General features: G+C 52.3%; 19 protein-coding genes and 1 pseudogene. 12 read left to right on the forward strand and 8 right to left on the reverse strand.

What is annotated here, in order from left to right:
* Positions 1-40 precede the first annotated feature (40 nt).
* The 6 genes from JIN87_RS11300 to JIN87_RS11325 all read right to left on the reverse strand — a co-directional run bounded on the left by JIN87_RS11300 (position 41) and on the right by JIN87_RS11325 (position 11,070).
* On the reverse strand, positions 41-2,044 hold the full coding sequence (locus tag JIN87_RS11300) for a hypothetical protein (RefSeq protein WP_200355670.1): 2,004 nt from the start codon (positions 2,042-2,044) through the stop codon (positions 41-43).
* Positions 2,022-3,476 carry a sulfatase gene (locus JIN87_RS11305; RefSeq protein ID WP_200355671.1) on the reverse strand — a complete coding sequence of 485 codons (1,455 nt, stop codon included), beginning with the start codon at positions 3,474-3,476 and terminating at the stop codon, positions 2,022-2,024. Before JIN87_RS11305 ends, JIN87_RS11300 begins: the two co-directional genes overlap by 23 nt.
* 98 nt (positions 3,477-3,574) lie before the next feature.
* Complete coding sequence (locus JIN87_RS11310) at positions 3,575-5,077, reverse strand: sulfatase family protein (RefSeq protein ID WP_267909384.1); 1,503 nt, start codon at positions 5,075-5,077, stop codon at positions 3,575-3,577.
* 139 nt (positions 5,078-5,216) lie between these two features.
* Complete coding sequence (locus JIN87_RS11315) at positions 5,217-6,827, reverse strand: N,N-dimethylformamidase beta subunit family domain-containing protein (protein ID WP_200355673.1); 1,611 nt, start codon at positions 6,825-6,827, stop codon at positions 5,217-5,219.
* Between the two features lie 159 nt (positions 6,828-6,986).
* Positions 6,987-8,576: a N,N-dimethylformamidase beta subunit family domain-containing protein gene (locus JIN87_RS11320; protein ID WP_200355674.1), complete on the reverse strand. Its 1,590-nt coding sequence runs from the start codon at positions 8,574-8,576 to the stop codon at positions 6,987-6,989.
* A 238-nt stretch (positions 8,577-8,814) separates the two neighbouring features.
* Positions 8,815-11,070: a PVC-type heme-binding CxxCH protein gene (locus tag JIN87_RS11325; protein ID WP_200355675.1), complete on the reverse strand. Its 2,256-nt coding sequence runs from the start codon at positions 11,068-11,070 to the stop codon at positions 8,815-8,817.
* An 870-nt stretch (positions 11,071-11,940) separates the two neighbouring features.
* On the opposite strand from JIN87_RS11325, the gene JIN87_RS29065 reads away from it, so the two are divergent.
* Together JIN87_RS29065 and JIN87_RS11335 are read left to right on the forward strand one after the other, a co-directional pair.
* The gene (locus JIN87_RS29065) at positions 11,941-12,357 is read left to right on the forward strand and encodes a PaaI family thioesterase (protein ID WP_200355676.1); all 417 of its coding nucleotides are present in this window, start codon (positions 11,941-11,943) and stop codon (positions 12,355-12,357) included.
* Between the two features lie 8 nt (positions 12,358-12,365).
* Positions 12,366-12,791, forward strand: a complete 426-nt coding sequence (locus JIN87_RS11335) for a hypothetical protein (protein WP_200355677.1) — start codon at positions 12,366-12,368, stop codon at positions 12,789-12,791.
* Positions 12,792-13,543: 752 nt separating this feature from the next.
* Here the strand turns inward: JIN87_RS11335 and JIN87_RS28580 are convergent.
* The gene (locus tag JIN87_RS28580; RefSeq protein WP_267909385.1) at positions 13,544-13,672 is read right to left on the reverse strand and encodes a hypothetical protein; all 129 of its coding nucleotides are present in this window, start codon (positions 13,670-13,672) and stop codon (positions 13,544-13,546) included.
* Between JIN87_RS28580 and JIN87_RS28760 the strand changes: the two genes are divergently transcribed.
* The 5 genes from JIN87_RS28760 (at position 13,655) to JIN87_RS11360 (ending at position 18,832) form a co-directional block, all read left to right on the forward strand.
* On the forward strand, positions 13,655-14,410 hold the full coding sequence (locus JIN87_RS28760; RefSeq protein ID WP_200355678.1) for a helix-turn-helix domain-containing protein: 756 nt from the start codon (positions 13,655-13,657) through the stop codon (positions 14,408-14,410). The two genes, JIN87_RS28580 and JIN87_RS28760, sit on opposite strands and share 18 nt — an antisense overlap.
* Before the next feature lie 246 nt (positions 14,411-14,656).
* Complete coding sequence (locus JIN87_RS11345) at positions 14,657-15,226, forward strand: SRPBCC family protein (RefSeq protein WP_200355679.1); 570 nt, start codon at positions 14,657-14,659, stop codon at positions 15,224-15,226.
* A gap of 60 nt (positions 15,227-15,286) precedes the next feature.
* The gene (locus tag JIN87_RS11350) at positions 15,287-16,183 is read left to right on the forward strand and encodes a TIM barrel protein (RefSeq protein WP_200355680.1); all 897 of its coding nucleotides are present in this window, start codon (positions 15,287-15,289) and stop codon (positions 16,181-16,183) included.
* Positions 16,184-16,281: 98 nt separating this feature from the next.
* Positions 16,282-17,340, forward strand: coding sequence for a 3-keto-disaccharide hydrolase (locus JIN87_RS11355; RefSeq protein WP_200355681.1), 1,059 nt, complete (start codon positions 16,282-16,284; stop codon positions 17,338-17,340).
* Between the two features lie 70 nt (positions 17,341-17,410).
* Positions 17,411-18,832: a sulfatase family protein gene (locus JIN87_RS11360; protein WP_200355682.1), complete on the forward strand. Its 1,422-nt coding sequence runs from the start codon at positions 17,411-17,413 to the stop codon at positions 18,830-18,832.
* Positions 18,833-18,926: 94 nt separating this feature from the next.
* Here the strand turns inward: JIN87_RS11360 and JIN87_RS11365 are convergent.
* Positions 18,927-19,254 (reverse strand): annotated as a pseudogene (locus JIN87_RS11365) (alpha-hydroxy-acid oxidizing protein); the annotation flags it as partial.
* Between the two features lie 921 nt (positions 19,255-20,175).
* On the opposite strand from JIN87_RS11365, the gene JIN87_RS11375 reads away from it, so the two are divergent.
* The 5 genes from JIN87_RS11375 to JIN87_RS11395 are packed head-to-tail and all read left to right on the forward strand — an operon-like array spanning position 20,176 to position 25,028.
* The gene (locus tag JIN87_RS11375; protein ID WP_200355685.1) at positions 20,176-21,828 is read left to right on the forward strand and encodes a methyl-accepting chemotaxis domain-containing protein; all 1,653 of its coding nucleotides are present in this window, start codon (positions 20,176-20,178) and stop codon (positions 21,826-21,828) included.
* A gap of 14 nt (positions 21,829-21,842) precedes the next feature.
* On the forward strand, positions 21,843-22,139 hold the full coding sequence (locus JIN87_RS11380) for an STAS domain-containing protein (RefSeq protein WP_200355686.1): 297 nt from the start codon (positions 21,843-21,845) through the stop codon (positions 22,137-22,139).
* Positions 22,136-22,501: a response regulator gene (locus tag JIN87_RS11385; protein ID WP_200355687.1), complete on the forward strand. Its 366-nt coding sequence runs from the start codon at positions 22,136-22,138 to the stop codon at positions 22,499-22,501. Before JIN87_RS11380 ends, JIN87_RS11385 begins: the two co-directional genes overlap by 4 nt.
* Positions 22,502-22,521: 20 nt before the next feature.
* A complete protein-coding gene (locus JIN87_RS11390) occupies positions 22,522-24,486 on the forward strand; it encodes a chemotaxis protein CheA (protein WP_200355688.1) in 1,965 nt (654 codons plus the stop codon).
* Positions 24,487-24,524: 38 nt separating this feature from the next.
* Positions 24,525-25,028, forward strand: coding sequence for a chemotaxis protein CheW (locus JIN87_RS11395; protein WP_200355689.1), 504 nt, complete (start codon positions 24,525-24,527; stop codon positions 25,026-25,028).
* Position 25,029: the final 1 nt, after the last annotated feature.

Below are 25,029 nucleotides of genomic sequence, written 5' to 3' on the forward strand. Positions count from 1 at the left end.
TTTTAAGCATTTCAAAATAGCCAGCCTCGGCAACACCGACTCAGTGTTCAGAGAATCCTGCGATTACAGGGCCGAGCCTTTTGGGCAAGAGCCGTCCATAGGTTTTCTTCCAGAGCACCTCACCACTCACGAGGGTTTGTGCCAGCTTCTCATCCCAGATATGCAAAAAGACTTCCTGCCCGGTAACGCTATGGCTTTTGCCCAATTCCATTTCCTCCTGACCTGGCTTTTTGATCCAGAGGCGATATCGATATTTCCCAAGGGGCTGCTTTCGCGGAACGTCTACAAAACTCACACCCCTCATCGTCACATCTGCCGCAATAACTCCCTCTGCCTTAAAGGCAGGCGCCTCAAGACCGTCTTCAGGACTGATTTCAACGCGATAGGTGGTTCCCGGTTCTCCCGTACAAACCAGCGCTAGGGTATCGCCCCTCATGATGCCAACCGGCACGTCCATACTGAAAGGATGCATGCCGTCAGTCAGATTAACCTTTTCGAAGTTTCGCGTCTTTCTATTGATTTTGTAATAACCTTTACCGGGCTCGACTAATGGCCCCTTTGTCGCATTTGGATCCACGAACTGCGAAAGCGCGTCCCACAGTTTATCATTTAAAGCGAAACGACCTTGGGGGGTTCTTCGCCATGCATGGCCGGCGCGTGCGATATAATCCACGTGGAGCCGGACCTCTCCCTTCGCCTTCATTTTTTCTTCGAGCCTATTCGCATATTCAAGATGGTTGAAGTGAGGCAGAATATCATTCGTCCTTACTTCCAGAAATACCGACGTTCCCGCATCCAGGATCCCGTCCATCATTTTGTCCGAGAAGGGATTCCAGTCCGGGTTGGTCCTGTCTTTTCCTGCTTGGACATAACCCGCTACTTCAAACGCATCCTTACCGATGAAGTGCGTATTGATCAGCGCCTTCTGGTTGACGTCTTTTGCACGGAAATGGACGCCATCTGTCACCGGATATTTCCACCCCGGTTTCCAGGAATCGTGAAACCCGGTCATCCGGCAGAGATTCATGAGCTGCTTGGGATAGGTGGTCGAAAAGGAGAGTTCTTTGTTATCCGGATTCGAGGCAAATGAACCCGCCGAAACAAACTTTATGGTGTAATCAAGGTTCAGGGGATTGCTGGCCATTTTCACAGCAGTGAGTCCGCTTCGGGAATTGCCGGTCGTCATGACGCAGTGACGGTTTCCTCCAAGTTCTTCGGCAGCGAAATCGATGATTTTTCCGAATTGCCTGAAGGCCTGCGGATTTGACGTATACGTCGCCCAGGCGCCTCCCCCATTCCAGATGACTCCGATCGCGCCGGTGCGTCCCTCAATACCGCTCTTGGCAACCATGGAGCCAAAGGCATCCCCTCTCCCATTGGGTGTCGGCATGAACACATGCTCATTAAGATCGTAGTGCCCTACGGTAATGATCGGGTAAGTGCCTTCAGGCGCGTCGCTCTTCCAGTTTGGCGGTAGGAAGAAGGTCGCCAGGCAGCCCGGATCCTCGTCGCTGGCTTTAATGATCTTTCCATGTACCACTTGGACATAACCGGGAGCCTCTTTGAGCCGGGTGGGAGCATTTCGACCAGTGAACGCATCCGGACGATAAAACTTCAGATCGACACCGGTCGCTTTGACGACTCTTTCAGCTACCGCTCCAGCCTGCTTATCACTAACGGCTCTAATACTGAAATTCATGCCCACATAATTATTCAGATCCGGCAGAAAGTTGTTCTTTCCCTCCCGATAATAATAGTAGGAGCTCCCAGGCTGATATTTCTCTTCTGGCGGCGGCACCCTGTATTGCGGCTGGTCGCTGGCCATGTATTCAAAGGCGCCTTTCTGATTACTCCAGTGGGTGACAATGGGAAGTTCGTGCTGAACGCCTTCCTGAGCGCTTGCGCTCGAGAAGCCGAGCCCTACCGCCGCAAGGCCCAGACAGGCCGCTACCATTCCTTTGATGAGATCGCGGCGATGCATGCCGCCCTTGGAGTTCTTCGAATCTTTCATACTACTCAAATCACTTCTTTTTCCTTTTTTCAAATACGGTTTCCAAGAGCCCGATTGGTTGATGGTGCGTAGGAATCGCTTTACGCATCTTCTTCTTGATCGCGGCGTATTCAGGATTGTTCGCGAGGTTCGTCCACTCCCATTTATCCTTCGCGTGATCGTAGAGTTCCTCTGAACCGTCGGCGTATACAGTATATCGATACCGTTCGGATCTTAGGCTGTAATTTTTGTATCCAAAAGTCGTTAAGGTCGTTTCATCCCAGGACGCCTCCGGGTCCTTCATCAAGACCGAGAGATCGTTTCCTTCCAGCTGACCTTCCGGCAGCTCGAGTCCAGCCAAGGAGGCCAAGGTTGGATAAATATCCAGCAGGTTCGCCGGCTTGTGAGAGCTCGATCCCGGCGTGGTCACGCCCGGCGCTACCCAGATCATGTTGACCCGCGTGGCCCGTTCCCAGAGAGAGAATTTCGCAAAACGCTCTTTTTCGCCAAACTGGAAGCCATGATCGCTCCAGAGCACGATGATCGTATTGTCGGCATACTTCGATTCCTTGAGCGCCCCGGTAATCCGACCAATCAGGTCATCCACCATTGCGGTACAGGCCAGGTAAGCCTGAATCGCATTTTTCAACTGCCCCGCCGCGATTATTTTACTAGCCTTCTGATGCCCCTGCTTCGAACTCGCCGCAGGCACATCCTTCATATCGCCTTCAAGAAGACCTTGCGGGAGCTCAATCTCATCCAATGGAAATCGATCGAAATATTCCTGAGGAGCATAGAAAGGCTTGTGCGGCAGGAAGATGCCCGTCCCCAAAAAGAAAGGCTCCTTCAGCTCGCCTCCCAGCAGCTTCTCTTCAGCCCAGTTTGCCACTTTCCCATCGCCCGTATCGTCCACTGTAACCTCCGGGTGGAAAGGCCCCCAGTCGGTCTGCCCCCCAAATCGTACGCCGCTTTGGGGGAATCCAGGCTTGGCAAATTTGTACATGGTGCTCGGCATATCCTGCGTCTTGCTCGGGTAATATTCGTCGAAGCCACGCCCTTTTACTTCTCGAATGAAATGCCCGCCATGAAACAACTTTCCGGCCCCCGCCACATAGTATCCATTCTGCTGGAAAAGCTCCGGCAACAAAACCGAGTTGTTGAGAATCGGGTTTCGAGTCAGCGAATTCGAATTTATATAATTCCCCGATGTGGCTGGACTGATCCCGCTCATAATGGCCGCCCGCGAAGGACCGCAGGCCGGAGCCGCGCAATGGGCATTGGTAAAGAGCATTCCCTCTGAGGCGAGCTTCGCCATCTGCGGCGTCTCAGCCTGAGGATTGCCCTTCAGCATATCCGTCCAGTCATTCAGATCATCGATAGCAATGAACAACACATTCGGTTTATCCGCACCAGATGCCCCACTAAGCAGAAAGCACAGTGAAAGCCCCAATGACAGGAGTATTGTCATCAACTTAAGCGTATTCATATTTCCTACACAGAGTTCTTTTTTTTGCCCACGAAGTGCACGAAGAGTCACGAAGTCTTTCTCTTAGTGATTCTTCGTGTCCTTCGTGGGACAAAATACTACTTCCCTTCCGCCTTCCATTGCTTCATTAGATCGATGTTGTCCTGCAATTCTTGGGCGGCCTCGTTCTTTCCTCTCTTCACCTGGGATCTGAGGTATCCCTTCAATTGACTGTCGTAAGCGGCGTCCGACTCGGGGAAGCGTCCCTGGTCATCGCTTTCAATGATCCAATTCGATAGAATCGCCCGCATTTCTCTCAGCTTCTCGAGATGCCTGGGATCGTCTGCCAGATTGCGAATTTCCCAGGGGTCGTCGCTCAGATAATACAGCTCTTCTTCGGGTCGCGTCTCCGCCATGATCAGCGATTGAACCGCATTCAGCTTTCCATCGGCATGGAGCTGCTTCAACGGCCCCATGAACGGTTTCTTATCTTTATATAAGTTGGGCTGCAAATACGGCCGCTTGGGATAGAAATTGCGAATGTACTTGTAGTTGCCTTTGCGGATACTGCGAATCCGGTCGGTGGTTTCATCGCATCGATCACGAGCGGACACTACATACTCCCTCGGCTTCGCCTGCGGACCGAAGAGCGGTCGGCCCTGCATGTACTCTGGAATATCGATTCCCGCGAAATACAAAGAACTGGCCGCCATATCGATGTGCTCAATCAGTTCATCGCGCGTAGTCCCTGCATCAATACGCCCCGGAGCCCACACCACAAAAGGAATCTTGATGCCTTCTTCGTAGAGAAATTGCTTTCCCCGCGCTTGGCTAATGCCGTGGTCCGTCATGAAGAAGATGATGGTATTGTCCAAAACCTCGTCTTCCTCGAGTCGCTGCAAAATACGCCCCACTTCCCAATCCGTATATTGCACGCTATTGAGATACTCGGCCCAGTCCTTTCGAAACACAGGGTCATCGGGATAATAAGGAGGGACACTCACCTGGTCAGGCATAACCAAGTCTTCCAGTTCCTTCTTAACGCGGGCATAGGCCGCAGGAATATTTCTGTATTTCCCCCCAAAAAGCTGGACCTGCGCGAAGAAAGGCTGCTCGGCCTTACGTCCCGACCATTCCGGGGCATCGTAAATTTCCTTTGGGTTCCACACGAAGTCATAGTCGGCCTTGCCAAAATCCTTGAAGCCTATGTTCGTATTAGAGGTGTAGTAACCCGCATCCTTGAACAATTCAGGCACCATACGCACCGGTTCGGGCAAGTACTGCTTGATCTCACCGCGGCCCGAAGGGTGGTTGTGCGCCCCGATGCTCGTCTGGTACATCCCCGTAATCATGGCGCTACGGCTTGAGGAACAAACCGCCGCGGTGACGTAGGCATTGCTAAAGACGACGCCTTCCTTCGCGAGTCGATCGACATGGGGCGTATCCACAAGTGACTGCCCCTGGTACCCAAAATCGCAAGACATGTCGTCAACAACGATCCAGAGAATATTGGGCCGTTCCTGGCTCGCACTGCACAGTGAGAGCCCCAATGCGACGATCGCTGCGAATCTTACGGTACTGTTGAGATACTTTCGTATTCGTTTTGTGGTTACCGTTTTCATTCAGACAGTCTTAATCTTTTTAGATGTTGTTTAGTAATTGAAAAGGTAGGGCTTGACGGCCCGGCAAGCCGCATCGGTTGGGCATTTACTTAGCTAGAGCGGATCGCCCGGCGGTCGATCCCAACCTGCATATTAAAGACTATGCCTTCAGCATACGCTGAAAGAGGTTGTGAGTGATTTTCTGGACACGCTCGTCCACCCCTTGCTGAGCGACTCCATGCCTGGTCGGCGTTTTGTGCCCCGGTGGGCTCGAGAGCCCGTTGGCCCACCAAATGGTCGCGGCATTAAAGACGACGTTTCCCTTCGGCCCGTCGTAGAGCGTCGAGGAATATTGCCCCACCGTCTTACCGTTAATCGTGGCATCTCCTTGCGCGACGATATTCATCCCTGGAAGATCCATAGCCGGGGCTCCATGCCACTCCCAGCCCAGGAGCCCTCTAACGGAATCCCCTTTCTTCATCCCGGTCCCCTCGAAGAGCCAGTGATCCGGCATCGCGCAGGTCCAATCGCCCGCACCCATGCCGCGCCCAGTCTTTTGCTGATGATCCAGTCGCCCACCCATGAGCTGCGCACCATCGGGACCCATATTGAATTCAAATCCTTCCTGGTTTTGCAGCACCTTTTTTTGAGCTGCGGGAATCTTTTTAGGCACCGGCAAAAACCAACCTTCACGCCTCACCGCCCGATTGGGCGTACCGTCGCTGGAAGGCATCATCGGCACAACACAGAGAACGGAATTGCCTCCGAAAAAGGCTAGGTTTACGCCTGCGTCACGGGCTTTGCTGACATTGTCGTACATCTCCACCGACCAGTACTCATCATGACCTACTGAGATGAAACCTTTGGTACGTAACAATCCCTTGGGATCCGCGTGCGTATCGATATTGGAAATATAAGACACGTCGTAACCGTATTGCTCCATCCAATACGCTAGTGGGAATTCCCAAGGCAAGTACTCGCCGGAACCGCCGGAAGTCTTGTGCTTGTTAACCGGGTGAGTGAACAAGCCGTAGGGCCGATTAAAGCTCACCGTTCCACTGGGGACTCCCTTGGTATTGAAGCCAGGGTGATCGGTATAAATCGAGTAGTCCGCGGGCCAACGATTGTAGGCGCTCCAGGTCAGTTCGCTACATTGAAAAAGAAAATCGCAGGGACGGTCGTCGCGCACGATAAAGATGACATAGCTCTGAATGTTCTCCTTTTCCGCCGTCAGTTTCCCCAAATAGACACCGCTCAGCCAATCGGAAGGAATCTCGAACTCTACCGACGGATCCCAATTGCACTCACGCACATAGTTTTCGCCCACCGGCGGGTCTTCCTGCGTCTTACCCTCGAGGTCGTCGAATCGCTTCATCAGTCGGGCCCCGTCTCCATTGTAATAGCCAGTACGGAAAATCTCCAATTTGAAATTGGAAACGGGATTCGTGCTAACCATCACACGCAGCGTTTCCCCTGCCCGCACGCTGTTGGCAGAACAGTAGCCCTCAATCCACGGGCAGCGCCCATTGTTGAGGATTTTGTTGATCTTCCCAGGAAGCTGGCGGGTCTTAGTCAACTGCCAGTCACGCGTGCCCGGCTTCGAGTTTTCGATCTGAATCAGATTTCGTCGGGACGAACTGGATACATTCGATTTCCCGATCGACTGCGAAATGCCGATCGAGCCCGCTGCTAGTCCGAGACCGGCGGCGGTCACTCCTTTGATGAGATCCCGACGATGGAGGCCGCGTTGGGGGTCATTCGATTTCTTCATTATTTTGGGGTATTGGTTGCCCACGAAGGACACTAAGATCACGAAATGGTTGATGGGATTAGCTTACGTATCCTTCGTGATTCTTCGCGTCCTTCGTGGGCGGTTCGTTTTTCTATCGTTTGAGTTAGTTTTAATCCGGTTTCTTCTCTTAGAATAAGACTAAGGTTTGATCATGCGTTGAAAGAGGTTGTGGGTGATTTGCTGCACGCGCTCATCTACCCCTTGTTGAGCGACCCCATGTCGGACAGGGGTCTGGTGTCCTGGCGGGCTTGACAGCCCATTGGCCCACCAAATGGTGGCCGCATTGAACACGACGTTGCCCTTAGGGCCGTTGTAGACCGTCGCGGTATACTCCCCTTTCTTGTCGCCGGCCATTGTCGGGCCTTTAGCCACAATCTCCATTCCGGGCAGATCCATCGCGGGTTCAGCATGCATTTCCCAGCCCACTAGCCCTTTGATCGAATCCCCTGCCTTCATCCCGGTCCCTTCGAAGAGCCAGTGCTCCGGCTTGGCGCAGGTCCAATCGCCAGAACCATTGAATGCCAATAGAGGCGTCCGCGCCCCCATCAAGCGGGCGGCATCTCGATCAAAGTCCGGCTTGAAGCCCTTCTGATGGATCATATTTGGAGGCAGCTTAGCCCCTGGCGGCAATGGATTGAACCAGCCTTCCCGGCGTATCGTTCGGTTGGGTACGCCCTTACTGGATGGGAGCATCGGCACAACGCAGAATACCGCATTGGCACTCAAAAAGGCGAGATTCACCCCTTCATCGCGGGCCTTGCTCACATTGTCGTACATCTCCACCGACCAGTACTCGTCATGCCCCACCGAGATGAAGCCTTTCGTACGCAGTAGGCCCTTCGGATCGGCGTGCGTGTCGACATTGGAAATGTAGGAAACATCGTAGCCGTGCTGTTCCAACCAAAAGGACAATGGGAATTCCCAAGGCAAAAATTCTCCGGAACCGCCGGAGGCCTTGATCTTGTTGACCGGGTGAGTGAACAAGCCGTAGGGCCGATCAAAGCTCACCGAACCGCTAGGGAAACCAGTGGTCGATCCCCCTGGATGGCTCGTATAAATAGAAAAGTCCGCCGGCCAGCGATTGTAGGCAGACCAAGTCAGGTCGCTGCATTGAAACAGGAGATCGCAAGGACGATCGTCGCGCACGATGAAGATGACGTAGCTCTGAATGTTCTCCTTCTCCGCCGTCAGCTTCCCCAAATAAACGCCGCTCAACCAATCGGAAGGAATCTTGAATTCCACCGAAGGATCCCAATTGCACTCGCGCACATAGTTTTCGCCCACCGGTGGATCTGCCTGCGCCTTGCCCTCGAGGTCGTCGAAACGCTTCATCAGCCGGCCCCCATCGCCATTGTAATAGCCAGTGCGGAAAATCTCCAATTTGAATTTGGAAACAGGATTCGTGCTCACCATGATGCGTAGCGTCTCCCCTGCCCGCACGCTATTGGCGGAACAGTAACCCTCAATCCATGGGCAACGCCCATTGTCGAGGTTCTTGTTGATCTTCCCAGGGAGCTGACGGGTCTTAGTCAGTTGCCAGTCGCGCGTGCCCGGTTTCGCGTTTTCGACCTGAATCAGATTCCGTCTCATCGAACTGGATACATTCGATTGAGCGAAAGCGAGCGAGGAGCTGAGTCCTCCCGCAACAAGGCCCAAACCAGCTGCGGTCACGCCTTTGATGAGATCGCGACGATGGATACCGCCGCGGAGGTCATTGAATTGGTTCATACTGTGATAGGGGTTAAATAAAGGTCTGTGTAATCTGCGTCTCAAAAAAGGCCGACAATTGCCGAAAAGAATTCGTCTCTGAAGAAACTGAGGAAATCTTTAGGGAGATCATTCGAGGAAACTTGTAGGGGAGCGAAAACACAACTCACTGTATTAATATTTTAGATACTTTTAAAAAGGACACTTGGCACTGTCTCAATTTATCCGACTTCCAATCAACACTCCCCCTCAGGTTGCTCTATTTCGCTTTCTGCAAGTAGGCGACCAGATCGGCGAGCTCCTCGGGGCTCAAAATCCCATCGAAGCTAGGCATCAGCGAAGCACTTGAATATTTAGCTTCAATAATGTCCTCGGTGCGAATGGTTACTTCCGCTCCCGGCCATGCGGCCAGCGTCATGGAATTCTCCGTCTCATCAATAATGAGACCTGAAAACGCCCCTTCTTTCGTACGAACGTCCACTTTCTCGTAGTAACGAACGATAGAAGTTCCCGGGAAGACGATGGCTTCCAATATATCCCACTTGCCCCGTATGGCGCCGATATGCGTCAAGTCCGGACCATAGTCCACTCCCTGATCGCCCAACCGATGGCAAACGATGCAAAGCTTGGACGCATCCGCGAAGATCTTCTCCCCTCGCTCAGGATCCCCTCTGTGCTTTGCGAAGTGACTTCTGAGCTCGCCCATGCGCTTGAACTGATGTGTCACCTGCGCCGGATCGATCTCGGGCGGATCAGCCGGCGTAATGTCGGGACGCACATTCGGATTTGGCCCGCTACGAGCCACTTCCTCCATGCTTTGGAGCTGCTTTCCTAGCGGATGGCTTTCTGAAACGCTCTCGCCCGCCCCCACTTCGAAGAGCGCGTAAGTAATCGAATGTTTCAAGAACGGGTCGAGCTCGCCCTTCCCCGCCTCCAGCAACGCGTCCGTCGACGAAGGGTCGCCAATTCTGCCCAAGGCCATCGCGGCAATTCGGCGAATGTGCGTATCCTCAGAACGCAGGGCTTCGCTTAGAGCCGCCACCGCCTCAGGATCGCGCCAGAGCCCCGCGCTACGGATAGCCACCGAACGCTCCTCCGGGCTTCCATTATTGATTCGCTCCCTTACCGCTTCGCGAGCGGCAGCGCCCTCGATCCGGTGCAAGCTCCAGAGCGCAGGCACGCGAGCCTGCGCAGCTTTGAGAGCATCGATCTGCTCCACACTCGCCAATGCCTCAATGGCTCGGCTCACGACTACAGGGCGCTCGTCGGAAAGGTAAGCGATCGACGGGTTTTCCCAATCCAGCTCGAATCCACGCGGATCCTCATGCCTCTTGGCCCCGGTTTTTCGAATACGGTAAATTGCGCCCAGACTCTCTTCATTGGCATCAGACGAAGTCGGGCAACACATCGTATACCAGTTGCCCGTATCCGCTACGAGAATACTGCCATCGGCATCTTCGATCACATCGGTTGGATGGTAATCAGATTGATCGCTTTGCAGCAGGACATCGATCTCCGAGGAGAAACTAGATCCTGAGCGACTCAACTTATGCCTCGATACGCTTCCAAGGTTGAAGTCCGCGCACAGCAGGTCTCCCCTAAGGCCCGATGTGCCATTCCGAGGCATCATGACTCCCGAAGAGGCCGAAGGCCCCAAGTGACTCATGATGGGCAAAAAGTCTCCCGTTCGAGGATGCCCGGAAAGGACCGCAGGATTCTTCCTCCCGTACACCCCTCCGTAGACCGCATGCAAGATACCGTCACGCTGACCGGGATGAGTCGCAGGGTGCACAAAAAACGTTCCGCTAAGAAAGCGTTCTCCCGTCTCGCCGAAGGCCAAGCCAACCGGATTGTTCATGCCGCCTGTCATGACGACCTCAAGCTCAGTGCCATCCGGCCGCGCTCGAAAAGCATGGGCAGCCTTCGAACGGTGAAGCTTGCCGTCCCCTAAGACGAAATTCTGCTCCAGATAAAATCCCTTGGTCCAGTAAAAGTAGCCGTCCGGACCGAGATAAGGGCCGTGCATGTCATTGCCGCAGCCTTCGATCGTTCCACCATTAAACCAGGACGTCCGCTCGTCCGAAACATGATCTCCATCCGTATCGCTAAACTTCCAAATATGCGGCGGTGCTCCAACATAGACATCTCCCTCGTAAACGAGAATCCCCTCGGGAAACGGTACTTTATCCGCGAATACAGTCGACTCATCGAACAAGCCGTCGCCGTCGGTGTCGACCAGGCGCAGAATACGGTGGCTCGGATTCGACAACTGAAGCGGCGCCTTTTGACTGTCCCCTGAACTGTCCGTGACGTACAGCGACCCGTCCTCGTCGAAGTACATGTGCATCGGCCGCTCGACAAGCGGAGGCGGCGCTACAAGCTCCAACTCATAACCATCCGGCAAGGTAAACGTATGCGGCGGATAATCGGTGTTCGTCACCGCCGCGCTTAACGAGACACATACGGATGCGCTCAGAAGCAAGCTGGCAAAACAAAGGGGGGGGATAGATTTCATTATGTTGATAATAAGCTATTAGTAAGGTCTCATAGAATTATCTGGCGGGCGGTAACGAGGCTTGGCCGGCGGAAGCCGGTTTCACCCCAATTTTGATCAGTGAAGATCCGATATGCTCCCACCTCTTACTCTAGCTGAAACACGGGTGATGAGCTTGCTCTGATGACGCAAGAATGCGTGCTCTCGTCTCAAAACGCCCATCAATCGTACGCATTCCGTGCGTCGATCTTGAGTTTTTGCCATCCGGCCATACTGCAGAAACAGAAACATACAGGTAGTCATTTAGCTTATTTAGAGGGGTGATCACTTGCTAAGAACAAGAATAGTCAACAAGCTCCAAACAAGTCAGCAAGGCGGACCATTGACTGTCAATTTGTCAAAAGCTGTCCCAAGAGTCGGGAGGTACCTGATCACTCTCCCACAAAGCGCCCGCCCGAAAGAAAGTTCATCAGCAAATGAAGGGACGAATTCCTTCGCAAAGCTCGTAGACGCGTACCACTCTATGGTGACAGACCAAGATGTAACGGTCGAAACACAGTACGGTCTCCGTATTGGCGGTTAAGGACTCCGATCCTTAACCGCTTTCCGTTAATCCTCTCCCTTCAACTAAAACATGGATACATAAATTTTCATTCCCACGAACCTTTGGGAAGGTGGCTGTCAATGCGTTATCACCAACTGGCTCGCGCCAGACCAAGGGCTTGTCCAGGCAGGTGCCCCCTCGTCGAGGTCATGGTCGAGAAAGCCCAATTCGAGATACCCGCTCCAGCCAGCGGGAAGCTCCCTATCGAAGCCGAAGTAGACGATATCGTAGACAAAGGCGACATGATCGGCTTGATCTCCTGAGCATGTCGCGTTGACTCGAAATAAGTGGATTTAACTCAAATACCATTTCATTCCCTCCTCGGGCTCGAGAGATCGAGCAAGACGGGATTCGTCTTTTCGTTTCCCGATGACGAAAAATATACAAACCATATTGGGATTGTTCATGCGAGCGCCTTGACTTCGCTCGCCGAAATCACAAGCGGAGAATGCATCGTTTTATTGTCGAAAAGCCTACCATTCGAGATCGTTCCAGTGGTATGCCGACTTGAAACCCGTTTCAAACATCCAGCCGAAGGGGCCATACATTCTAGGTACCTGCTAAAGGACGAAGAGTTTGAAACCTGCGCTAGAAGACTTGAGGCGAGAGGGAAAGCAACCTTAGCAGTGGAAGTCGAGGTCTGCACCAGCAACGGACAACAAGTGCTAACGGGAACGGTCAATTATTTCATTTCCAAGAAATAGGTCGGCGAATGAGAACAAGCCCCCTCTGTGGCATCCAGATCCTGCATACGCCCAAATCCGAGAGGAATCTCTCCTCGATGAAGTGTGAACGGTCAGCGGAAACGAGGCTGCCTCGTTTGGTCGACATCCCCCTGCATGATCGCGCCCCGCTCGTACTTGCGGCAACGCAACTTCGCCAACGCGCGTTTCAAGATGCAACAGATGGGCTGGCCCCTCTACCTACGCCGAACCGGAGGCGACGTGACACCTCAATCGAAGTCGGGGTTAACGCGGTGAATCAATTTTATGAATACTGCGGACTTCCCGACCGCGTACGTCCCGAATCGCATATAGACTATTCGGAACTGCTCTCTCACAACCGCTCAGACATCAAGCTCCACGAACAAGAGAGAGAACTTAGAGAAAGGCTCGAAGCCGCTTTGGCACTAAGATAGGTTTAGGCCGTGTCTTCAAATTAGCTCAAAGCTGGCAGGAGCCCATTTTTTCGAGAACAAGGCGGGCGAATGGCGGCTGGAGCGAGCTCCTGTCCCTTTCGCCTAACGCAGTTCCCGTAAAAATGGGACCTGTCGCGAAGCGATTCGGCCCAAAGCGAAGGTCGCGGCGTCCGCCAAAGCCAACCGACACTTGTGTCGCAAGGCTTTGGCAGCCTTGCGCTGCTTCGATTTGGGCTCGAACCAGCAAAGAGCTAATTTGAAGACACGGCCTAGCCAGCAATTCATATGAAGATAAGATCGCTGAACTGCAACACGACCAAAGGTCCCGCCTACAGCACTCACGCATTCGTTCAAATCCACATCGTAGGGCTCGACCGCCGAGCGAGCCGCTCTGCTGGATCCACGCAAAGCTCTCGCAACCTACCTGCGCACACAATTTGAGCTTCCCCGCACATCAATGAGCCTCGAAGCAAACACGCAACTCCTCCATCTTTAGTCCCCGAAACCCCAAAAAATACTCATTCAACCATGAAACACGCTCCTATTCGGCCAATACGAAATCTGGCTCGAACGGACTTCCGAAGGCTGGAAGATCAACAAGCTGGCCCAAGCCAATCGCACGCTAATATACACAGCGGAAGCAAATCGATCCGCCGAAAAGTGACCTGACACTTAGTCCCCAATTCCGTATTGAAACGTATCCAAACGCCGCTACATACTAGATCACCCTGAATACTTCATCCACATCCAACCTACTCCGCATTCCAGGCGACCTTAGCGATGAGCCCAATAGTCGCTTCCTGCGGGCCGGCGACCTCTACTTCGGCGAGTACCATCAACGCGTCGAGCAAAAGCCACGCAACGTGTTCGTAACTGAGCACACTCTCATTTTCGTTTCCAAAGGGGCGAAAGTCTTTCGCTTTCCCAAAAGCGAAGTGGTTGTGGAAGCGGGCAAAGCAATATTTCTCAAGCGTGGATGCTACCTTCTGTGCGAGAGCGTAGCCCAAGACTATCAATACGAGAGTATTTCCATATTCTTCAATGAGTCTACCTTGCAGAACTTTTGGCTGGGTCTCGAGATGTCGGATACGGATTCCACCCCCATCTCTTCCGAAAACAAGGAGATGGTCATTCTTGATATGTCCCCTGCTTTGGACGCCTTTCGGGACACCATTTTAAACTGTTTCTCCTACAAGGGCAGCTTTCTGGAACAGCTCCTTACCATGAAGCTGCAAGAACTGCTGCTCCTTTTGCTCGACACTCCGATTGCTCCCGAGCTGAAAGCCTTTTTCGGCGAAATTTTCGACGAAAATCGCACCGACCCGGAATATGTGGTTTCCGAGAATATGCTGACGCCTCTCAGCCTCGAGGACTACGCTCGGCTCTCCAACCGCAGCCTCTCTTCTTTCAAACGTGCCTTTAAACAAAAGACCGGTCAAACGCCCGGAACGTGGATCCTAGAAAATCGCCTCAAACACGCTCGCATGCTAGTGCAGGCCACTACCAAAACCGTCGGCGAAATCGGCGCCGAAAGCGGGTTTGGCAACATATCTAGCTTCATCAGATCCTATCGCACGCGCTTCGGAACAACGCCCGCCGCGGACCGCAATTCCGCCTAGAGTGGTGTCAGCGAAATATCTCACACAATTCCCGTAGTTAGAATTTAAGTGGGAAGCGGCCTTGTGCCGCGATCTCAAGCGGAGTAATCGCGACACAAGGTCGCTTCCCACAAGACATAACTAATGCAACGAACATAGCTGACACTACACTAGTTCCGCTTTCTGGCACGATTTGCGCATTCTTTGAACGTCAAAGCACGATCTTTGGCGTAGATGTATCCGTAATTCGCAGACAGTTTAGTCTCTATGAACTCAAAACGACTAAACGCCAAATCAATCGTAAAACGGCTCTGCCTCAGCTGCCTCCTCCTCATGACTGTTTCCACCTTTACTTCCCAGCACGCCTTCGCGGGTAAGGCCAAAAGCGTCAAAAAGGACAGTCACGTCCAGACTTCTCACGAATTCCAACTCCCTGCCTCAGCAGTCTGGAAACTTATTTCCGGCTTCAATACCCTTCCCAAATACCATGCTGCCGTTCCTGAAAGCCATTTGAGCGAGGACGGCTCCATCCGCTACCTCACCATTTCCGAAGACGCTGGCGGAGGCGTCGTAGTCGAGCGCTTGATGGAGTTCGATCACGAAGACATGAACTTCAGCTACAAGATAATCGGACTCATCGAAAGCCCATTGCCTGTTGAAAACTATCAAGCGTGGGTGAATCTCGAATCGACGGGAGCGAATTCCTGCAAGCTCTACTGGCAAAGCACCTTCGATATCCCAGAAGGCGGCACCAAGAAAGAGTCGGAAGATATCATCGAAGCGATCTATAAAGGCTGTTACGACGGCATCATCCGCGTGCTCGTTCAGGATTCCTAATCGATTCCGAGCGCCAACGTTAGATAAAAGTTTGAGATTACACCCAACCTCTCGTCGTTCATGAAAATTGTTCTGCCGTTGGCGCTTTTACTTTCCGTTTTCACAGTATCCTGTATCCAAGAAGAAGTGACCGGTCCGGTCGATTTCCCTCTCGGAACCTTCAACTTCGATTTCGCCCGACTCGGGTCCGACGAAGCCAGTCAGATAAAGGAACTAGAATCCATCGGCTACGGCGGATTGGTCATGAATCTGACGAATCCCAAAGAACTCAAAACCCTCCAAAAGTATCAAGCGGCAGTCGGCGACGGAGCCTTTAATATATACGCCGCCTATGTCGTCGTCGATTTCGCGAAAGACCTCGCCGTCCAAGACGCGTACCTCGACAAGGTCATCCAAAGCCTCAAGCAATCGGAATCGAAGCTTTGGGTCATCCTACGCGTCCGTGACGGAAAAACCGTCGAACACGAACAGATCGTCAACTTCCTTCGTTCCACCGCAAAACGCGCCAAAGCGGGAGGAACAGAACTGGTCATCTATCCCCACTATTCCGGCAATAATCCAAACAACATTTGCCTCATCGAATCCGCCGAAGACGCGATTCCTTTTGTCGAGGAAATCGGGAGCGACAATCTCTTCATCTCCCTCCACCTCTGTCACGAAATCAAAGCAGGCAATGGAGACCGCCTCGATGAAGTGGCCGCCAAGATAAAACCTTGGCTCCGACTTCCCTCCATCAACGGTTCCGACATCGATGCGGTAAATGAAGTACAAGGATGGGATCGCGGCATCCAACCATTGACCCAAGGCAACTACGATGCGTCCAAGCTGCTCAGCGCTCTCAACTCCGTCGGCTACGAGGGTCCAGTCATCTTGCATACCTGGGGCCTTCAAGACGAAGCCGCCGACCACCACCACACTTCCTACGACCGCTTCCAAGAAATGCTGAAGGAGCAATAGAAGCGCATTGCGAGAACCTACTCTCTTGAGACGACAACATTGGTTTCCGCAGTCAGCTGCACTAGCGAAATACGCGGAAATAATGAACAATCAGTCTCATGATTTCTCGTACCACGCTTGTTGTTCTCATCACAGCTCTACTCGTTTCCTCTGCGTATAGCCAAGGCTCTGGCCCCGAATGGACTCAAATCGCCAAGGCTGACCAAGTCCTGATGGGCGACTACCAAGGCAAGTGGCTCAACACGCCCACCAAAGGTTACCTCAGATCAAATCCCAAGGTGTGTGCCCAAGTCATCAATACCGGCATAGGCAAGTATCGCATAAACCTGCTCCCCGATCACAACCGCCGGGCCGCGCTCATCTACTCCGGCGAGGCTACGCTCCAAGGAGATACAATTGTTCTGGAGGACGGCGATTGGAGTATTCGCGTCGCCGAGTCGGGACTCACCGGAAGCGGAAAAGTCGGCGGGCAAGAGGCTAAATTCTCCCTCAGTCGCCTACGCCTAGGATCGCCAACCCTAGGCGCCAAGCCTCCCAAAGGCTCTCTCATCCTTTTCGATGGAAGCAACTTCGATCAATGGGAACACGAAGACGGCAGAGCCGTCACCTGGGCGCTACTCGAAGACGGAGCCATGGAGGTAAACTCGAGGTTTAAAAACAAAAGCTCAACCCCTCCCATCGGCGGAGATATCTACACAAAGCAGTCCTTCAAAGACCTGCGCTTTCACATGGAATTCCGATACCCAGTCGAACCGGAGCAACAAGGACAGCTTCGCGGCAACAGCGGTCTCTTCTTCCAAGGATACGAGGTGCAAATCCTAAACAGCTACGGTCTAGACGGACTCTGGAACGAGCTCGGAGCACTTTACAAGTTGTCTCCACCTAAAGTAAACGCCGCACGCCCACCATTGGAGTGGCAAACCTACGATATCATCTATCGAGCTCCCAGATACGACGGAAATCAACTCAAAGAAAACGCTCGCATCACCGTCAGCCTAAACGGCATCGTAGTGCAACGCGATGAGGAGCTCATTCACCAAACGGCAAATGGACAATTGGGCCGCAATAAACCCGCCCCCAAGGAAGCCATGCCCATTCGACTTCAAGACCACATCAACCGTATCCAATTCCGCAATATCTGGGCCGAAGAGCTTTAGAAATTCTTAAGCCACTCGCCCTTCTACCCTCGAAGTCCATAGAGCACAGCAGAACAAACCAGGACACGCTATGAAATCTCAATTCAAACAGGCTGCGGCAATTGCCCTTCTATTACTCGCCGCCCCTCTAGCCATCGCTAAACCCAATATTATCTTCCTCTTGGCGGACGACCAACGTAGCGATGTCCTCGGTTCCTACGGCAACGCGCTCATCCAAACGCCGACCCTCGATAAACTCGCCGCTCAAGGCGTCCGTTTCGAAAACGCCTTTTGCGAAGTCCCTATCTGTGCGGCCAGCCGCGCCACGCTCTTCTCCGGCCTCTCCCAACGCACGCATGGCTTCAACTTCTTCGAAAACACAGTCCCCGCAGAATACCTCCCAACCAGCTATCCCGCGATGCTGAAGGAGGCCGGGTACCGCATCGGCTTCGTCGGAAAATACGGCATGGGCTTTGCCAAACCGGGACTGAGGGATCAATTCGACTTCTTCGAAGCAATTGGAAGGAATCCCTACCTCAAAGAGATGCCCGACGGCAACCTTCGCCACGAAACCGACCTATGTGTGGACGCCGGTATTCGTTTCATAGATACTGTTTCAGAAGAAGCGCCCTTCTGCCTTTCCATCAGCTTCAACGCCTCACACGCCGAAGATGGAGATAAGCGCCCCGGACAGCATTTCCAATGGCCCGAATCGGCAAACGGACTCTACGAGGAGGTCGAAATCCCAGCTCCCGCCCTGTCTGACGACAAATATTTCGAAGCCCTCCCTCCTTTCCTTCAGGATAAAGAAGGCCTCAGCTACGAACGCTACTTCTGGCGCTGGGACACTCCGGAAAAATATCAGACTAACATCCGGGCCTACTACCGAATGATCACCGGCATCGACAACGCCATCGCCCGCCTCCTTGAAACCCTCAAAGCCAAAGGACTCGATCAAAACACCATCATCGTCTACTCCGCCGACAATGGCTTCATGATGGGCGACCGCCAAACCGCCGGAAAGTGGAATCACTACGATCAGTCTCTCAGCATCCCATTGATTATTTACGACCCTAGGCTTCCCCAATCGAAACGCGGACGCGTCCTCACGGAATTGGTCAGCAACCTGGACATGGCTCCGACCTTCGTGGATATGGCAGGTCTAAAAGTCCCCGCCGTCCACCAAGGGCGTTCCCTAGTCCCCCTCATCCAGGGCCAGACCGTCAGCTGGCGCCAAGACTTCTTCTGCGAACACCTCTTCGACTGGTACAACGACTGGCACGCCGTCCGCAGCGCGAAATACAAGTACGCGGTGTATTACGATGATGACTACGAATGCCTCTACGATCTGGAAAAAGACCCGAACGAACTCCACAACTTGGCCCAGAGCCCTGAATACGCCAGCGTGCGACGCCATATGATAAAGCGACTCGAGGCCTACAAATCCGAATACCCGAAAGTGGAAGGTGCCCCCACCCAAACAAAGCCACGCCCCAAAGCGAAAAGTCGCTGATAATCCTTCCTCCAAAATAGCTCACTCCTACCACAAAAAGGTTTGATATCTTCGCTACCCAACTTCTTCGGCATAAGTCGACAGGCCTAGTTAATCAGACAGGCTGCAGAATGCTGCGGTTGAGCAGTCTGGGGGTCGTGTAGCCACTGAGCGCCATTGTGACGTCGTACTCACCGAGTATTTGCCGAATCACTTTTTGCACGCCTTCCTCTCCGCCCACCACAAGGCCATAGGCGTAAGGGCGGCCGAGCAACACGGCATCAGCCCCCAGTGCAAGCGTCTTTACGACATCGTCGCCATGACGAACTCCACTGTCAAAAAGGACGCAAATATCATCCCCCACCGGCATCGACTATTCCCGGCAGGACATCCAAAGCGCCTACGGCACCATCAATCTGCCTACCTCCGTGGTTCGAAATGACAAATACTTGAGTAGATACCGTATATCTCTGGTAGCTGTATTTTATTTTCAATACAGCTCTACAGAACACATGCTTAGCGGCTGTGTCACACTGATAAGCAAATCACTGTTCTTGTGATGCTCCGTACGCATCGCTGAGTTTAAAATTAGTCTTGCTCAAACTGACTGTTAAGCCGTGAGCCGCATCGCGACTGCTTCAGCAGTTTGATTTTTGCCGCACTGTTTTTTCCACCTCGCTTTCGATTGCGTAGCAACGAAACGGATGCCCCCCCCTACGTTCTTCCTCTAGCTGGCAAGTTTCGTAGTTTAGCCATCTAGTGACGGCTCCCCCTATCGTCTTCAATTGATTTCTAATAAAGGTCGTCCTATCGGGGCGGCATTTTTTGTACCCATATCCTCGGGACAGCCCCAGATCCGTTGAAAAGAACGATATAGGTAACTCGCACTATGCGAGCCCATAACTTCCCTGCCCTTAAATCAGTTTATCCCTAGTCCGATATCAGATCTTCCTCACCCTCGAGATTCGGTCCTTTTGTGACGTTTTTTTGATAGAGTTCTAAACAGTTCTTAATCTTCAACTTACGCAACCCTCAACCAAAATCACCCAAATTCCCAATGAAGACTTCAGTGCAATTACCGTAACTTACAGGGTTCTTACCCATCTTGTAAAACAGTGCTTACGCTTAGCCCAATTCCATCCATTCGACTAGGCTGCACTACAACGGAGGTAGGGCAAAATTCTCTACATCTAGTCTAGTCATTCAACTCTCCGACCCTCCTAATAGCCATCAAATCTCCTCTCGCAAAGCTAAGCAATCCGACGCGGAAACTCGCAGCTTATATTGAAAGAATCAAAAGCAGCGGAAAACGACTCGATGAAACGGCATCCTCTGTTGAAGCGAGTTTCGTCTCCTTTGGTGAAGTGTTTCGCGAACAGGTCCTATTAAGTGACAGTCTCCTTGAACAGGGCACCCGCATCTCAAACTTCGGGAAGTCTTCCGAAGGCAATAAAAGCGTCTTCCAACAAGCGATCGAACTCATCAACTCGACTCTAGAGTTTGTACAGGATTCCTCAGAGAAAACAGCCGGACTACTTGAGGCTTTTGAACAATACCAGCAGAAAACCGCTACGGTAAAAAGAGGAGAAAACCAGCTCTCCCAAACGCTCATCCCCCTACAAATCATCGAGCGACTCTTCCGTATCGAGTCCTCCACACTTCCGGTCGAAATACAAAGCGCCTTTGACTCACTCACCGAAGAGATTTCAAACCTCCACAATCAGATGCGGCTCTCACTCAGCGAACAGTTTGAAGAGCTAGCGAGAACTGAACGGCAAACGATCGAAACAAAAAGCTTTCTAGAGCAACATTCCAAGTCACTCTCGGAAAACATATCTGCTGCAGCGCAAAACACTCAGCAAACCATCCTCAACCTAGAAAAACTAATCGAGGAAGGTACTCACAGGGCTAGTCTGCTAGAACAAAGCGCGAAGGAGCTCTCCTACGAAACAAACCAAGTCATGGTAGGACTCCAATTCCAGGATGTGCTCCGTCAAAAAACGGATCATGTCAACGAAGCGATCTCGCGCTTGAGCTCGATCATTGAATCCCCAACCACCACAAAAAGAGAAAAGATCAGCCAAGTATACTGCATTTGCGAAATAGAGGACTTGCAGGTAAACGCAATCGAAGAGGATTTGAAGGAAGCCTCGCGCACAATCTCTTCCAGCATCAGCACGATCCTAGAGCGTCTCCACAACATAGATACAATCAATCTTTCAGATGCCGCTCTAAAGAATTTAACCAGATCAAACCGGGAAATAGTCGACACACTTCTCGAAACCTTGGAACTGGCTTTCGAACTCGTCGATCAAGCGGTTAACGGCATAGCGGTAATTCACAAAGCAATATCCAAGTTTGAAGGAGCCGCGAGTGATGTTTCAACAACTCTCAGAGGAATCGCCATAGATATTCGCCTGATAGCCCTTAACGCCCAGATACAAGCAGCGCAGGCCGGAACGGGTACGGGGCTGGAGGTTCTCTCAGAAGAGACCTGTAAACTCTCCGAATCATCGGAAAAATACACACAGTCGATTGGGGACGAACTATCTGAGCTTATCGCACTATTCTCCGAAATCGAAAAGCAGTGCGGCACCATCCAGCAGAGAACCGAAGAGCACTTTAGTTCGACCCGTTCAGATCGAGAAACACTAAAGGGAAAGCTCCTGCAATCGCACAACGAAACGAGCGACGCCTTAAACGAGATGGTAAACGTTCTCGAGTTGTCGCGAAAAAACGCGGTCGAGATGCGATCTCATGGTCAGGTAAGCGACGTACCCAAAACGAGCATACACGAACTCTCCGAAACTCTCACACTTGCGAGAGAGTTTGCGAAGAAAAAGACAACCCCTTCCGAGATCGAAAGAGCCCGGAATAGCCAAGAAATCCGAGCCCTCCAAAGCCAATACACAATGGCTTCGGAACGGAGCATACACACCTCGGTTCTCTCTGGCAGTGGATTCGAATCAGAGAATGCAGCCACAGAAGCCGACTTTGAAGAGGTAGAACTCTTCTAAAACACGAGAGAGAAATGAACACTACAGAACATCCGACAACGCCGCCACTAGAACTCGCGGGCTCCCTATCAATTCAAAATGCGTCCAATCTCCTCGCAGAACTTCTACAATTCCTAGAGTCGAACGAGAAGCCACGCATAGACTTAGAAGGTATCGATTCAGTCGATACAATTGGTCTCCAGCTCCTAATTTCCGCTTCAGCCAGCAACGACGTCACATGGCTAAACCCACCCGAATGCCTCCGAGACCACTGCCAAGCAGTAGGCTACGATTTTAAGAACTTCTCCAACCAACAATCGAAGGAACAATGAGCAAAACGATTATGACAGTGGACGACTCTCCCAGCGTCCGACAAATGGTAGGCCTCACGCTTTCGCGCCTCGGCCATCGAGTCCTAGAAGCGGCGGACGGTAGAGACGGCCTCGCAAAGCTCCAAGCAAGTCATGTGGACCTAATCATCACTGACCTCAACATGCCAAACATGGACGGCATCACGATGATTCGCCACATCCGCTCCAGCCCTAAGCACAAGTTCATGCCCATTCTCATGCTCACCACGGAAACCCAGCAGGAGAAAAAGATGGAAGGCAAAAAGGCGGGAGCTACCGGCTGGATAGTCAAGCCATTCACCGAAGAAAAACTCAAGTCCGTATTGAGTAAAGTACTACGTTAGCCAACCCGCATTTCCCAAAAATGAGTCAGACCAAACCCACAGACGTCTTTCTGCTTGAAGCCGAAGACCTCCTTTCCGTCATCGAGCAAGGAGCTTTGGACATCGCGCAGGACATGACTGACTCGGACTGTATTAACCGTCTTTTCCGAGCCTTTCATACAATCAAGGGGTCCGGAGCAATGTTCGGCTTCGATGAAGTCGCTGCATTCACCCACAATGTCGAAACCGTTTTAGACGAAGTTCGTTCTGGAAAAATCTCTTTCACTCCCACGCTCATCGAGCTGATTCTCGCATCCAAGGACCACATAAAAAACATCCTAGCGGAAGATGCGGACAAGAAGACAGGCGAGACTCTCACTTCTGAACTCGCTTTGATACTAGGAACGACTCAAACGCAGCCCTCCCCCTCTCAAGAAGCGAAAGAAACTCCCGCACAAAAGGAGTCTGGCCCGAAATCATACCAGATTTACTTCAAGCCATCTCCCGACATCGCTGCCCACGGACTAGAGCCCGCCTCTCTACTCGATGAACTCCGGGACCTTGGCGCTTGTCGCATAGCCATAGACCTTGACGAGCTTCCGAAGCTCGATGAGTTGCAAGCCGAGTCATGCCATCTCGCATGGAACATCGAGCTAGAAACAGAACAAGGCATCGATGCCATAAAGGACGTTTTTATTTTCGTAGAGGACGAGAGCACAATTCGTATTGTCCAATCTGATACACCTCAATCATCCGCTGCGAATCAAAACAATGACTCCGCAGAAGCCGCTCCAAAGCAACCCGCTAAAGCTTCCCCCAAAAAGTCCGGAGTTCCTCAAAGCAACGTTCGCGTCCCTTCCGAGAAGCTGGATAGACTCGTAAACCTCGTCGGAGAACTGGTCATGAACCAGTCGCGCCTTAGCCAGATATCAACGAGCATCGACTCGACTGAACTGGACACCCCTGTAGAAGAAATTGAGCGCCTCGTCTCTGAACTTCGCGACAGCGTCCTAGGGATACGAATGATGCCTATCGGATCCACTTTCGGACGCTTCAGACGTCTCGTCTTTGATCTTTCCAGCGAACTAGGCAAGGAAGTCGAGCTCATAACCGAGGGCGAGGAAACCGAACTAGACAAAACCGTTCTCGATCAACTCGGAGATCCGCTGGTTCACCTCATTCGCAACAGTTTAGACCATGGGATCGAATCGCCGGAAACACGCGCGGCCCAAGGAAAATCCCCTCGAGGGACGCTTAGGATGAGCGCCTCGCACGAAGGCTCCCAAGTCGTCGTAAAAATAGAGGACGACGGACAGGGCATGGATCCAAACAAGATTCTGGAAAAAGCCATCGAAAAAGGAGTCGTCCCCCCAGACGCCAATCTCTCAGAGCGTGAGATCTTCAATCTCATTTTCCATGCCGGCTTTTCGACCGCGCAACAAGTCACCAACGTCTCCGGTCGCGGTGTTGGGATGGACGTCGTCAAGCGCCAACTCGAATCCCTCAGAGGATCGATTCAGATATCGAGTAAACAAGGAGCCGGCACCACAGTCTCTCTCACCCTCCCCCTCACACTCGCCATCATCGACGGCCAGCTCGTCGAAATCGGAGGAGATCGCTACATCATGCCCATGTCTGCAATAACGGAAAACGTTGAAATTACCGCAGATGAAAGAACCACTCAAAACGGTCGCAATCTTATCACCGTTCGCGGAGACCTTGTACCCTATATTCGACTACGAGAGCTTTTCGAATACACGGACGCCGCCCCTCCAATCGAAAAAGTTGTCATAGTAAAGCACAACGGAGAGCGCATTGGCTTCGTCGTAGATCGCGTCTTGGGCAGCCACCAAACAGTCATCCAATCTTTAGGAAAATTCTACAAGGAGATCAGAGTCGTATCCGGATCCACAATCATGGGAGATGGGAAGGTCGCCCTCATTCTCGACGTGGCAGGACTTATCGCTGACGACGCCAACAGGTTCAAACTCGCTGCCACAGTGTAGTAGCCAGAAACCAATTTCAAACAACACCCCACACGAAAATGACAGACAATAGAGAAGAACCGAAGCAGTTCATCACCTTTAGACTCGGGGACGAATTGTTCGCCATCAACGTCTCGCAGGTTAGAGAGGTTCTAGAACTCTCAGAAATAACGAAAGTGCCGACCGCGCCCGACTTCATGAAGGGGGTTGTCAATGTACGCGGCACTGCAATACCAGTTGTCGACCTCCGCCAGAAGTTCGGACTACCAAGCGTAGAGAACACCGTTAACAGCAGAATTCTCGTACTCGAACTAGAACTCGACGGCGAGGAGTGTATCCTTGGCGGGATCGCTGACAGCGTGCACGAAGTCATCGAACTGGATCAAGAATCCGTCAGCCCACCTCCATCCATCGCCATGCGCTGGAGAAGCGAGTTTATTCAGGGCATGGGTAAACATCGAGACCAATTCGTCATCCTACTCGATATCGATGCCGTCTTTTCAAGCGAAGAGCTCGCCCTAGTAGAGCCAAACTCAAGCCCTACGACAACCTCCGAGTCGTAGT

Origin of the sequence: Pelagicoccus mobilis (assembly GCF_016595505.1) — a bacterium.
Taxonomy (GTDB): domain Bacteria; phylum Verrucomicrobiota; class Verrucomicrobiia; order Opitutales; family Opitutaceae; genus Pelagicoccus; species Pelagicoccus mobilis.